Source organism: Blautia sp. MSK18_10 (genome assembly GCF_020553185.1).
In the GTDB taxonomy this organism is placed as follows: domain Bacteria; phylum Bacillota; class Clostridia; order Lachnospirales; family Lachnospiraceae; genus Blautia_A; species Blautia_A wexlerae.
In genome coordinates this window covers 16,306-29,403 of the sequence record NZ_JAJCGT010000020.1, presented here as the reverse complement: position 1 = coordinate 29,403, position 13,098 = coordinate 16,306, and the positions used below count along the sequence as shown (strand labels likewise).

Annotated in this window: 16 protein-coding genes; 6 read left to right on the top strand and 10 right to left on the bottom strand. The window is 43.1% G+C overall.

The features are described from left to right. Positions 1–46 precede the first annotated feature (46 nt). From rpsJ to murB, 6 genes are all read right to left on the bottom strand, one after another. Positions 47–364 carry a 30S ribosomal protein S10 gene (rpsJ, locus tag LI074_RS09650; RefSeq protein WP_008707245.1) on the bottom strand — a complete coding sequence of 106 codons (318 nt, stop codon included), beginning with the start codon at positions 362–364 and terminating at the stop codon, positions 47–49. Between the two features lie 560 nt (positions 365–924). Next, positions 925–2,070, bottom strand: a complete 1,146-nt coding sequence (locus LI074_RS09645; RefSeq protein ID WP_008707244.1) for a hypothetical protein — start codon at positions 2,068–2,070, stop codon at positions 925–927. 323 nt (positions 2,071–2,393) lie between these two features. Further along, positions 2,394–2,648 carry an HPr family phosphocarrier protein gene (locus LI074_RS09640; protein WP_008707243.1) on the bottom strand — a complete coding sequence of 85 codons (255 nt, stop codon included), beginning with the start codon at positions 2,646–2,648 and terminating at the stop codon, positions 2,394–2,396. Next, entirely contained in the window at positions 2,645–3,604 is a 960-nt protein-coding gene (gene whiA / locus LI074_RS09635) for a DNA-binding protein WhiA (protein ID WP_025579631.1), read from the bottom strand. The genes LI074_RS09640 and whiA overlap by 4 nt, the downstream gene beginning before the upstream one ends. Before the next feature lie 10 nt (positions 3,605–3,614). Next, positions 3,615–4,502, bottom strand: a complete 888-nt coding sequence (gene rapZ, locus LI074_RS09630; protein WP_008707241.1) for an RNase adapter RapZ — start codon at positions 4,500–4,502, stop codon at positions 3,615–3,617. Between the two features lie 92 nt (positions 4,503–4,594). Continuing rightward, positions 4,595–5,515, bottom strand: a complete 921-nt coding sequence (gene murB / locus LI074_RS09625; RefSeq protein WP_055052568.1) for a UDP-N-acetylmuramate dehydrogenase — start codon at positions 5,513–5,515, stop codon at positions 4,595–4,597. A 659-nt stretch (positions 5,516–6,174) separates the two neighbouring features. On the opposite strand from murB, the gene LI074_RS09620 reads away from it, so the two are divergent. From LI074_RS09620 to LI074_RS09595, 6 genes are all read left to right on the top strand, one after another. Further along, on the top strand, positions 6,175–6,594 hold the full coding sequence (locus LI074_RS09620; RefSeq protein WP_008707239.1) for a stage V sporulation protein AB: 420 nt from the start codon (positions 6,175–6,177) through the stop codon (positions 6,592–6,594). Between the two features lie 117 nt (positions 6,595–6,711). Then, entirely contained in the window at positions 6,712–7,176 is a 465-nt protein-coding gene (locus tag LI074_RS09615; protein ID WP_120062356.1) for a SpoVA/SpoVAEb family sporulation membrane protein, read from the top strand. A 69-nt stretch (positions 7,177–7,245) separates the two neighbouring features. Beyond that, positions 7,246–8,328, top strand: a complete 1,083-nt coding sequence (locus LI074_RS09610; RefSeq protein ID WP_173698062.1) for a stage V sporulation protein AD — start codon at positions 7,246–7,248, stop codon at positions 8,326–8,328. Positions 8,329–8,358: 30 nt separating this feature from the next. Further along, positions 8,359–8,715 carry a SpoVA/SpoVAEb family sporulation membrane protein gene (locus LI074_RS09605; protein WP_008707235.1) on the top strand — a complete coding sequence of 119 codons (357 nt, stop codon included), beginning with the start codon at positions 8,359–8,361 and terminating at the stop codon, positions 8,713–8,715. A 6-nt stretch (positions 8,716–8,721) separates the two neighbouring features. Continuing rightward, positions 8,722–9,336, top strand: coding sequence for a stage V sporulation protein AA (locus LI074_RS09600; protein ID WP_173684344.1), 615 nt, complete (start codon positions 8,722–8,724; stop codon positions 9,334–9,336). A gap of 68 nt (positions 9,337–9,404) precedes the next feature. Then, complete coding sequence (locus tag LI074_RS09595; RefSeq protein ID WP_008707233.1) at positions 9,405–9,902, top strand: QueT transporter family protein; 498 nt, start codon at positions 9,405–9,407, stop codon at positions 9,900–9,902. Between the two features lie 171 nt (positions 9,903–10,073). Here LI074_RS09595 and LI074_RS09590 read toward each other — a convergent pair whose 3' ends face one another. From LI074_RS09590 to LI074_RS09575, 4 genes are all read right to left on the bottom strand, one after another. Beyond that, entirely contained in the window at positions 10,074–10,787 is a 714-nt protein-coding gene (locus LI074_RS09590; RefSeq protein ID WP_008707232.1) for a SigF/SigG family RNA polymerase sporulation sigma factor, read from the bottom strand. Positions 10,788–10,789: 2 nt separating this feature from the next. Continuing rightward, complete coding sequence (spoIIAB, locus tag LI074_RS09585; protein WP_020994121.1) at positions 10,790–11,215, bottom strand: anti-sigma F factor; 426 nt, start codon at positions 11,213–11,215, stop codon at positions 10,790–10,792. Between the two features lie 22 nt (positions 11,216–11,237). Next, positions 11,238–11,555, bottom strand: coding sequence for an STAS domain-containing protein (locus tag LI074_RS09580; protein ID WP_306441450.1), 318 nt, complete (start codon positions 11,553–11,555; stop codon positions 11,238–11,240). Positions 11,556–11,759: 204 nt separating this feature from the next. Next, a complete protein-coding gene (locus tag LI074_RS09575) occupies positions 11,760–13,097 on the bottom strand; it encodes a tetratricopeptide repeat protein (RefSeq protein WP_173698063.1) in 1,338 nt (445 codons plus the stop codon). Between the last annotated feature and the right edge of the window lies 1 nt (position 13,098).

The following is a 13,098-nucleotide window of genomic DNA, read 5'->3' as shown; positions in this document are numbered from 1 at the left end:
AATAGCTTAATGCTTATAGCATTATCAAATTGGGGTTGATGACTAATTATTTAGTCTTCATCTTGATATCGATGTTAACACCTGCTGGCATTTCCAGTCTTGACAGAGCATCTACTGTCTTCTGTGTTGGTGTAAGGATATCGATCAGTCTCTTATGAGTTCTCTGTTCGAACTGTTCTCTGGAATCTTTGTATTTATGAACGGCTCTTAAGATTGTAACAACCTCTTTCTTAGTTGGAAGTGGAACCGGTCCGCTTACCATTGCTCCGTTCTTTTTAACAGTCTCGATGATTTTTGCTGCTGATGCATCTACTAACTGATGATCATAAGCCTTTAATGTGATTCTCATTACCTGATTTGCCATAAAAAAAGTCTCCTCCTATTCGTACTTTTCAAGCAGTACGACAAGCGGCGACTGTACACATCTCCGTGTGTGTCTTTCGATTTTTTACCACACACGCCATCCCTGGATGGTCTTCTGAACTTGTACAGTGACTTGTCGTCAGTTTTCAAACTTGACATTCGCTCCACGGAAAACCTGCCATCTCTGTGGCAGCAACCTCGCGCTTCATTGCTATCAATGTCACAACAATTGAGAGTATACACGACCTCTCAGAAAAATGCAAGTGTTTTTTTCACTTTTTTTGATATTTTTTTGTACTTGATTCCGTACAATTTTTTATTGAATTTGGGCTTGTATGTCGAAACAAAAAAGAATCAACTTGTCGACACACTAATGGCTTTATTATATAGAAACATTACGGAATAGTGAACGACAAGGCCGATATCTGCAGGTCTGCTGACGCAGGACTTCACGATATGATGGAGATCGGATTGTCTGCAGTAAAAAGAACGTGTTCCTTCTATATTATATATAAGAAGAAACACGTTCTTTTCATCGTCATATTTTTTCAATCTCTTATTTTATTCTTCAGCAGTCTGTTTCTGCGGATAGACCGGTTTCTCATCCGCAATGATATCGGAATAATCAAATAATGTAACCTTTGTAACATCGTCTCTCACAATATCCGGCGCATCGCCCTGACTTCTGGCTGTCTCGGCAATCTGTGCTGCCGACCATGTCGGAATTACCATACGCCTGATTTCTTCCTGTGCGTTTCCTTCTGTTTCCTCTGCTTCTACCGGTTTTCTGTCCGAAGCATTCATCATCTGTTTCAGCTGCTCTTTTACCTGAGGCACGATCACTTCTGTCTTTCCGGAAACAGGCTCCATATGTATATCACCTGCATCCGGTTTCGTCTGTACAGATTCTTCCTGCTTTACCGGTACATCCGCCGTAGCTGCTGCAATCTCTTTTCTGAGAAGTTCATGAGCTTCGCTTGTCGCAGTCTGAATTGTTTCCGGCTGCGCAGGCTTCACAGGTTCCAACTCATCTTCATAGATTTCATCCACAAAACCGCCTGTTTTAATTTTCTTTCGTTCCGGAGCCTTTCCTTTCCTGCGTGCCCTTTCCTCTTTCTTAATCTGGCGTTCCTCTTCTTTATAACGCTTCTCTCTTGCCTTCTCTTCTCTCTTAAGTTCCTTCTTGCTCTTAACATATCCGGGTTCTGTATCTGTTTCATCATAATCATCCTGCGGTTCTTTTTTCAGAAGTTCCGCAACTATATACAGAATTACCAGGAAAAGGACGGCAAGTCCGAGAATAATAAGTCCCTCAATGCTTTCTGTTGCAAGAAGGAGATATCCTGCATATCCTACTGTGATCACAACCTTCGGTATGTAATCCTTCACCTCAACGGCAACAGGTTCTGCATCTTTGTCACTGGAATCTATCACCTTAAAAATATGATTCTTTTTATCCATTTCCGTAATCATATAACGGTATGCTTTAGAATCAGTCTGATACAGAATAGAATCACCAACCGCTGCCTCTTTGATCTTTACCGGAATTGCATAAGTAACCGATCCCATGGGCAGATTCGTTTCTTTGCCGGAATCATCCATAATCTCTGTCGTAATTCCCAAAAACGGCGGAACTGCCAGCCCGACAACACAGACAATGGTGCATATCACTATAAAATGTACAATAAATTTCAGAAATTTTGACATTTGTTACGCTCCTCATTTCTACTCTTTTCGCTCATTATACCCTGTTTTATCTTTATGGTCAATCTAATGTTATTGTTATGGCAATGCAATTGATTGCTGTGTTACTGTTCACACGCCACTATCCCGCGAGGTGTTTTGGCATGAATATGCCAAAATCCCGAGACATACAAGCCAAAATTCCATTGCCGTAGGCAATCTGGAATGAATTTTGGCTACGTTACTGTGAACAAAGTGAACAGTAACATTGCTGTCGTATACACGACAAAACACATCCGAAAAGCGGTCTTCCCTTCCGGATGTGTTCTATCCTGAATACTATTTGATCACTGATTACTTAAGTACTGCTCAATACCTGCCATAGCAGCTTCCTCATCCTCACCATTTGCAGATAAAGTAATTTCTTCCCCTGCATCAAGCCCAAGCGTCATCATACCCATAATGCTCTTTGCATTCACGCGCTTCTTTCCAATCTCTACATAAATCTCACTGTTGAACTGACTAGCCACCTGTACCAACTGTGCCACCGGACGCGCTTCCAGACCTGTGGATAAATTGATGGTGATTGGTTTTTTGATCATAATAATTCTCCTCCTTGTTTCTCCCGCAGTTCGTCAGCCATTGCACTCAGCTTTCTCAGTCTGTGATTGACTCCCGATTTGCCCACCTGCGGGCTTAACATCATTCCTAATTCTTTTAGTGTAGCTTCCGGATACTGCATCCGAAGTTCAGCAACCTGTGCAAGTCCTTCATTAAGCTGCTCAAATCCTATTTTCTGCCGGACCAGCTTAATATCCTCCATCTGCTTGACGGCTGCATTTACGGTTTTATTAATATTCGCAGTTTCACAGTTTACTTTTCTGTTTACTGAATTTCTCATTTCCTTCAGTATGCGGATGTTCTCCAGGTCCATCAATGCCACATTAGCTTCCATAACAGCAAGCATGTCAACAATCTGCGCACCTTCTTTCACATAGACCACATGTGATTTCTTACGCTGTACGATTTTGGCATCTACCGAAAAACTGCGGATGATCGTCTGTAGCTGCTCTGCTCTTTTTGCATCAGAACATACAATCTCAAAATGATACCCCTTCTCAGGATCACTGATTGAACCGGATGCTAAAAAAGCTCCCCTGATAAACGCCCGTTTGCAGCAATTCTGCTGTACCACCAGCATATCCGACAATACAAGCGTACCCTGGTCGATACTGTTCGTGACAAGCCGCAGTGCCTGAAAAATTACCTGGATTTCTTCGGGATCAGTTATTTCTATTGTATATACCTTCACCCGTTTCAAGTGACTGTTCTCACGTACAAATATCTTTGTTTCTATATTAAATGTTTTTTGCAATAATGTAAAGCACTTTCTTGCAACTGCTTCATTTTCCGTCTGGATTTTCAGTTTACTGTCCCCTGAAAAACATTCCATTTTCCCACAGGAACATAAAATCGCAGCCAGTTCTGCCATTTTGCAATGTCTGGCCAATCCAATCTGTCTGGAAAGTTCTTCCTTCACCATCCCTGAAAAAGACATCTCTCCTTTATCATCCTTCCTGTTTTCTGACCAGTCGGTCTTTCTGTGCATCTCTGTGTTCCAGCCTGAATCCGTATTTTGTATTTCCAGACAATCTGGAATAAAGTTCTCTTGCCAGCGTGACGGAACGATGCTTGCCGCCTGTACATCCAATTGCGATCACCAGATTTGTCTTTCCCTCTTTCACATAATTCGGAATAAGGAAATTGATCATATCTTCCAGTTTATCCGCAAATGTCCTGGCTATATCACAATCCATTACATAATTAAAAACCCTGTCATCCAGCCCTGTCAGCGGTCTGAGTTCGTCCACATAGTATGGATTCGGCAGGAAACGCACGTCAAACACGAGATCCGCATCTGCCGGTATTCCATATTTAAATCCAAATGACAGTACAGAAATCATCATATTGCAGAAATCCTGATTATCTACAAATATCCTGTCGATCTCCTGTTTCAGTTCTCTTGTCAGAAGATTGCTGGTATCAATGATATAATCCGCACGCTCTTTCAGAAAACGCATCTTCTCTCTTTCCATCCGGATTCCATCATCCACTCTTCCCCCCATTGCAAGAGGATGACTTCTGCGGGTTTCTTTATAACGTTTGACCAGAACACTGTCCTGCGCATCCAGAAACAGGATTTCAAAATCATACCCTGCCTTTTTCATTCTGTCCAGTACAATCTCCAGCTCATCCAGAGAACGCCCGCTTCTTGCATCGATCCCCAGTGCAACATTCTGCACATCTTCTCCATGTATCTCAGGCATCAGTGATGCAAATTTCTCCAGTAAAGGGATCGGCAGATTGTCTACACAAAAATACTTCGCATCCTCCAGCATTTTCAATGCAGATGTTTTTCCTGCTCCCGATACTCCTGTAACTATTACAAAACGCATTTTCTATCTCCCGTCACTTCTTAATCTCATCTGTTGCTCATTGGTCTTTGGTCTTTGCACTCTGTTCACAGTACTTTTTCGATTCAGTCAGATCAAAATTTCCCAAGAAATTTCACTTCCGGTTCAAGAGTTACGCCAAACTGTTCTTTTACTTTATCCTGTACATCTCTGAGCAGTCTGCACACATCTGCTGCGGTTGCATTATCTTTATTGATCACAAACCCACAGTGCTTCTCGGAAACCTGTGCACCGCCTGTTTGGTATCCTCTCAGCCCTGCATCCATGATCAGCTTTCCGGCAAAATACCCTTCAGGACGTTTGAATGTGCTTCCCGCACTTGGAAATTCAAGAGGCTGTTTGCTTACTCTCTGTTCTGTCAGTTCTTTCATTCTTGCTTTTATGGCTTCCTGATTCCCCTGTTCAAGAACGATCACTGCGCTCAACACCAGATATCCTTTTGTTTTCACAAGACTTGTGCGATATCCCATTTCCAGCTTCTCTGCCGGAAGTACGAGAATTTCTCCTGCAGCTGTCATAACAGTGACTTCTTTCAGCACATCTTTCATTTCACCGCCATAGGCACCTGCATTCATGACAACTGCACCGCCTAATGTGCCGGGAATTCCTCCGGCGAACTCAAATCCTGTCAGCGACGCATTTTTGGCTGCCGCCGCGATCTGTGACAGCAGAGCTCCTGCTGTTGCATGGATTTCATTTCCTTTTACTGTAATATCACCATAATTTCTGTAAAGCTGAATAATGACACCCCTGTATCCTTCATCGCTTACCAGAAGATTACTTCCATTTCCAAGAATGAAATATGGCAGTTCTTCATTTTTGCATATCTTCAGAATCCCGCTCAGTTCTTCCTCAGAAGACGGAAGTAAAAAGTAATCTGCCGGACCGCCAATCCGAAATGTGGTATGACGTTTCATGGGTTCATCCACTTTCACTTTCTCTTCTCCCAGCAGATCATTAAATTTCTCTATTATATTCTGATTCACAGATTTCATTCCTCAATCTTTCTATATTTATTATGATTTATTATGATTTATTATGTTTCTTTTGACGTTTTCATTCTGTCGAATTTTCCGATCAGTTCCTAGTACATCGTTTCGTAAATAACTATACCAATCGCGTAGGATGCGGATTCGAGTGTGCTGGTATAAAAACGCAGGCGTAGCGGGCTACGCTGAGGCTTTTAGACCTGTGCAATCGGATTCGCAGACAAGTGAGTGGTATAGTTATTTCGAAAACGATGTACTAGAGTGTCAGATAATACAGTCATTATACTGTTACTGTTCACTCCGTTCTCACTAACTTAGCCAAAATTCATTCCAGATTGCCTGCGGCAATAGAATTTTGGCTTGTATGTCTCAGAATTTTGGCACATTCATGCAAAAATACCTCGCGGGATAGCGGTGTGTGAACAATAACATTATACTATCTCTCTCTCCAAAAGTACAGTTATTCATACATTCTTTTGCTGCCGGATATATTACCAGAATTACTGTTCACTCTGTTCTCAGCAACAAATGAATGACAGTGTATATATTTTTATATTTCTGCCATAATACATATCACAGATATATCTGTCCGGTGCTTCACAATAACAGACTGCCGGACAGTTACCTGGAAACTTCTTTTGTTGTCGGCAGGATCGGAGGCACTTATGTTAGAGCAGATTTTTCTCGGATTTACAGGACTATGTTCCGGTTTTATTATTGCCGGAGGACTAACCGGTCTTATGATCGGCCTTTCTATTATTCCCAGATATGCAGGAATTACCCACACAGCAGATCATATACTGCTGTACGAAGACATCACATTCTGGGGAACAGAACTTGGAAACCTGTTCTTTCTTTTTCACTGGAATATCCGGTTCGGCACCCCGTTTCTGATTCTGTACGGACTCTTTTCAGGGATTTTCCTTGGCGGATGGATCATGGCTCTGGCAGAGATGGCAGATATTTTTCCTATCTTTGCCAGAAGAAGCAGATTCCAGAGAGGTCTTTCTTTTACAATCCTGTGCATAGCCGCCGGCAAAACTGTCGGGGCACTGATTTACTATTATAACGGATGGCTGCCATAATTTCCAGCTAATCTTTAACATCAGTGCCAAAAAAGCAGCAATCGATTACTCTTTACTCCGTTCTCAGTAACCTGGTGTACCAAAATTCCGGATTTTCAATCAGAAAGGTTTTATATTATGTCAGACAATAATCTCAGTCAGAAAAAACAGAAACAATATGAAGAATACGTAAAAGCAGTCACTCCTGTCCACAGCCTGCCGCTGAATATGTGCAAAGCCTTTTTCACAGGCGGAGTCATCTGTGTTGTTGGACAGGTCATCTTAAATTACGCAGATAACCTTGGGCTGGACAAAGATACCGCCGGCTCCTGGTGTTCCCTTATCCTGATCCTTTTCAGTGTGATCCTCACAGGATGTAATCTTTATTCCAAAATCGGCAGATTCGGCGGTGCCGGAAGCCTTGTCCCGATCACCGGTTTTGCCAATTCCGTAGCTTCCTCTGCGATCGAATATAAGGCAGAAGGACAGGTATTCGGCATCGGATGCAAAATATTTACGATTGCAGGACCCGTAATTCTTTATGGAATCCTGAGTTCATGGATTCTCGGTGTGATTTATTATCTTTTTACAATGCTCCCGTAACTATTCAGCATCCATATCCTGAGAGGTGTTTTTGCATAAGAATCATACAATTATACAAGGAGGTTTTCTATGAACAGACAAATGACCTGCGGTACATCCAGCATTTCATTTCAAAATCCTGTCTTTGTTCAGAGCTGTGCTTCTGTTGTCAGCCGGAAAGAAGGGGAAGGGCCATTGGGCGCATACTTTGATACCATATGTGAAGATCCCATGTTTGGAACAGATACCTGGGAAGCTGCAGAAAGCACTCTGCAAAAACAGGCCGCTCTGCTGGCAATCAAAAAAAACGGCCTCACCTGTTCCGATATACAGCTTCTTTTTGCAGGCGACCTGCTGGCTCAGACATCAGCCTCTTCTTTCGGAACCGCTGATCTGAAAATTCCTTTTTACGGTCTTTTCGGAGCATGCTCCACTATGGGAGAATCTCTTTCCCTTGGTTCAATGTGTATCGACGGCGGGTACGGAAAATATATCCTCTGCGCAACTTCCAGCCACTTTGCCAGCGCAGAAAAAGAATTTCGTTTTCCCCTGGGATATGGAAATCAAAGGCCCTTATCTGCTACCTGGACAGTCACCGGTGCCGGAGCCTGTATACTTGGATATGAACCGCCACCACGCCCGGACAGCAAAACACTAAACACACTCCGTAACCGCAATATCTGTGCAGTTATAACAGGAATCACCACCGGAAGACTGATTGACTTTGGGTTCAGGGATTCCCTCAATATGGGAGCCTGCATGGCTCCTGCTGCCTGCGACACCATAGCCCGAAATCTTCAGGATTTTCACCGAAAACCATCCGATTATGATGCCATCTTCACCGGTGACCTGGGCATGGTAGGACAGGCAATCCTGTTCGACCTTCTCACAGAAAAAGGATTTGATATCTCATCTGTCCATCAGGACTGCGGTATGCTGATCTATGATCCTCAGACTCAGGATACACATTCCGGCGGCAGTGGATGTGGATGTGCCGCCTCTGTTCTGGCAGGCTATATTCTTCCGGGTATTATACAGAAAAAATGGAAAAGGATTCTCTTTGTTCCCACAGGTGCCCTTCTGTCAAAGGTAAGCTTCAACGAGGGGGATCCAATTCCCGGTATCGCACACGCTGTTGTAATAGAACAGTACAGGGTTCCGGATATGATGTAGATACAGAAATTTTTTCAGGAGGAAAAATACATGGACTATTTTAATGCATTCTGGACAGGCGGACTGATCTGTGCCCTGGTACAGATTCTTCTGGACAGGACAAAGCTTATGCCCGGACGGATCATGGTACTTCTGGTATGTACAGGCTCTGTTTTAAGCGCTGTCGGAATCTATCAGCCATTTGCAGAATTTGCCGGAGCAGGCGCTTCTGTTCCTCTGCTTGGTTTTGGCAATATCCTGTGGAAAGGAATGAAAGAATCCATTGACAAAAACGGACTGATCGGACTCTTTATGGGAGGCTTTACCGCCTGCGCGGTGGGAGTCTCCGCAGCTTTGATCTTCTCTTATCTTGCAAGCCTGATCTTCAAGCCCAAAATGAAAGGATAACATACCATGAGTGATACTCTCTATTTACAGTTAGATCAGAATATCCAGATAAACCATCCACACATTTATCTTCAGGACATTGCAAAACTTTCCTGCAGCAACAGTAAAATCCTGAATCGGCTCCGGGTGATGCCGGTTATAAATCTTGACCCGAATAAACCAGGACGTTATGTAATGTCTGTCATGGATCTGATCTCCGAAATCAAAAAAAAAGAACCGGACCTTGAAATCAATAATATTGGAGAAGCCGACTTTATCATCACTTTTAAAAACAAACCCGGTTCCGGACTTGTCTGGCAGTGGTGCAAGATTGTTTTCGTCGGTCTTGCCGCCTTTTTCGGTGCAGGTTTCTCTATCATGACATTTAATAACGATGTAGATGTCGGTGGTCTCTTCTCGCAGATCTATACCCAGGTCACAGGACAGACGTCCGGTCATTTTACTGTTCTTGAGATCACTTATTCCATAGGAATCGGACTTGGGGTACTTTTCTTCTTCAATCATTTCGGTCATATGAAAATAACAGATGATCCAACACCTATGCAGATACAGATGCGTCTGTACGAGGAAAATGTTAATAAAACTCTTATCAAAGACATTGACCGTACTTCCGAAAAGTGATATACTTCGATAGCCGAGTGTTCGAAACCTTCCACTCGTAAAACAAATACTAAAGGAGATAATCAAATATGAAAAACAAAGGTACTCAGTTTCTGACAGAAGCAGCAGTGATCGGAGCCATTTATGTGGTTCTGACTCTTTTATTCGCACCACTCAGCTATGGCGAAATTCAGATTCGCTTTTCGGAAGCACTGACCATCCTGCCATTCTTTACACCGGCTGCGATTCCGGGGTTATTTGTGGGATGTATCATTGCCAATCTCTTTGGCGGTGCCATTCCTGTAGACATTATTTTCGGAAGCATCGCAACACTGATCGGAGCAGTATTTACTTACAGACTCCGCAGCTGCAACCGTTTTCTTGCGCCGATCCCGCCAATTGTTTCCAATGCAGTCATCGTGCCATTCGTACTTCACTTCGGATACGGAGTAAATCTTCCGATTCCGCTTATGATGCTTACCGTAGGTATCGGAGAAGTAGTTTCCTGTGGTGTAGTAGGACTGATTCTTCAGACAGCCCTTCTGAAATACAAAAATGTGATCTTCAGATCACAGAGAACTGTATAACTTACGACATATAACAATAAAGATATTATAGCAAAAAGAGTGTGCAATATTATAGTAATCCGCACACTCTTTTTGTTACTGTTTACTCCTTTCACAGTAACCTCTTTTTTATTTACCTCTTCAGAGAATACTCCACCTTCTACAAGCGGTGAGTTAATTACTCCCATCTGCTTATACCTGCTTTTTAAGTTCCTTCAGAATCCGCTTTTCCATCCTGGACACTTGGACCTGGGAAATTCCCATCTCTGCCGCAATCTCCGTCTGCGTCATATCCTTAAAATATCTCATACCGATCAGCTGACGTTCTCTTGCATCCAGTTTTTTCAGGATTTCATCCAGAAAAATCCTGTTCAGTGCTGCATCCTGTCCATTTTCTTTTTCCTGGAGCCTGTCCATAAGCGAAATATCATTTCCATCTCCCTGATAGATAATTTTGTGCAAAGATTCCACTTCAGCTCCTGATTCCATCGACATCACCACTTCATCTACTGAAAGTTCTGTCGCTTTCGCAACTTCCTCCAGTATCGGTTCACGTCCCAGTTCTTTTTCCAGTGCTTCTCTCGCAGAATAAATTCTGGCACAGTTCTCTTTCAGGTTTCTGCTCACCTTAAGCATCCCGTCATCCCTCAGATAGCGTCTGATTTCACCTATGATCATGGGAACAGCATAAGTTGAAAACTTCACATCGTACGAAATATCAAAACGATCTATGGCTTTCAGTAGCCCAATGCTTCCTATCTGCACGATATCTTCCATTTCCACACTGCGCCCGGCAAATCTTTTCGCCATGCTGTACACAAGTCCTGCGTTTTCTTTAAATACAGTATCTCTTGCTTCTTTATCTCCCTGTTGTGACTTCATGATCAGAGCAAGAGTATGGTCCATTCCTACCTCCCGATCGTCTTTTTCATATGGACAACTGTTCCATATCCCACCTGTGATTCTACTGTTACCTCATCCATAAACGCTTCCATAAATGTAAATCCCATCCCGGAACGATCCTTCTCCGGCTTTGTTGTAAAAAGAGGCTCCATAGCTTTTGCAACGTCTCTGATCCCCACTCCCTTATCGATCACATCAACCCATAATTTCTGCCCTTCCCTTCTGCAGAAAATCTCTATCTTCTGCACCTGGCCTTCATAAGCATGAATAATACAGTTTGTCACAGCCTCTGACACAGCAGTTTTCAGATCTGCCACTTCCTCCAGAGTAGGATTCAGCTGTGTGCAGAAAGCTGCCGCCGCAACTCTTGCCAGCCCCTCATTCTCAGGTCTGCTGTCAAAAATAATTTTCATTTCATTGGTATTTTCCATAATAGTTTTCTTCCCCCTCTCTTTAGACTTCCCCACAGATTTCGACAAATTTATATACCCCTGACAGATGCAGCAGCTTTTCAATATAGGAATTTACTCCTGTAGCCTGTATACAGTCACCGCGCATCCCCATCATCCGGTATCTCCCCATGATCAGCCCTATCCCTGAACTGTCCATAAACGCTGTTCCTGAAAAATCAAATGTGATCGTTCGTATATATTTTTTCCGTATAATATCATCTGAATCTCTGCGTATCTCGTCTGTCACCATATGATCTACCTCTTTCGGTAAATGAATGATCAGGGAATTTCCCTGTATTTCAAATCTGTTCTCCATCATATCCCTCCTCACTTTTTGTCAGGCGAATGTTCGCAATCCACTTTGCAGTGTAGCTCTACACCAAATAACTGTTTATTGCTTTTCGCAGCCTCCTACTTGATTCGGTAAAAAAAAGAGACACATGACTTCCATGCATCTCTTTTGTATCTTTACATCTTCTTATGATATTTCATGTCTTCTGCCACATCAAAATGAAAAATGGTATCAATATCCGGAATCGTCATAATCACCGGTGTCATAACTTCCGTCATCCGCCGAATCACCATCAGAATTATCGGAAGAACCATCATCATATTCCCCACTGTCATAGGAACCATCGTCATAACTTCCATCTTCCGCTGAATCTGAAGAAGCATCTCCCTCTGCGCTGTCAGCACTGCCGGTTCCGTCTGCGACTTTCGCATCTGTAGTTCCTTCGATCCCGGTCGTACCTGTAGTGTTACAGATCGTATTGTAAATTCCTTTCAGATCCGCAGGCAGCAAATCCGCATAAACATTCTGTATCTTCAATGCCGCTTCATCTGTATTCTGTTGCTGCAATGCTGAGTACGCCTCGATCAGAGCCTCATAACTGCTGCTTTTTTTCTTCTCTTCCTCTATCTGTTTGGAGGCCGCCTCAACTGTGTCTCCAGATTCCTGAGCCTGACTCTGTGCCTTGGTCAGCTCAGCTCCCTGACTGGACACCGCATCACTGTATTTCATAATCTGCTGATTCGCTTCCCTGTAGATTCCCTGACGTATGGCAGGAACAGCCAGAAGATAAAACGCCAGCAATCCTGCACAAAATCCGGCAACCAGTGTAAAAAACAGCGGAATCCTTCCTTTTTCTTTATACTGAGGAATCTGGATTGCCATATCATTCTCACTGCTGTCCACAGCTTTCCTGTTTCTTTTATTCTGACGTTCCAGACGTGTGGATACTCCTGTCTGTTCGTCAATCTCTCTCAAAAAACGAAGGGTTGTTGTATTTGTTTTATCAATCCGCGCGGCTTTCCTTAACGTCTTTCTTGCCTTGTTATATTCCCTCTCTTTCATCTGCACAAGTGCCAGAAGATGGTAACCTTTGATCAGTTTTGGATTCTGTATGAGAATCTTCTTCAGCCTGATCGCAGCCATATCCTCATGACCTTCCCTGCACAGGTTTAAGGCATCATTATACTTTCTGATCGTTTCATTGATCGCCTCAAGCTTATTGGAGTTCGCCTGCAGCTTGTTAATATATTCTGATGCCAGATTTCTGGATGGCTGAAGATTCTTACTGATCACCCATTCACTGAGTGCGGCAACCACCTCCCCTGTCTCAAAATATACCAGTCCAAGAAGATTTCTCGCCTGAATGTTATGCTTATTATAAATAAGACTCTGCTTCAGACAGTCAATCGCCCCTGAAAGATCGCGGACACTGGCTTTCTCAAGCCCCCGGTTGTAATACTGTCTGGAAAGGTAATCTACCTTTTTCTGGATCAGCACATTACATCCACATTTCGGGCAGTAATCCAGATCTTTGTCCACCAGAAATGCGCCACAATTCATACAATTCATG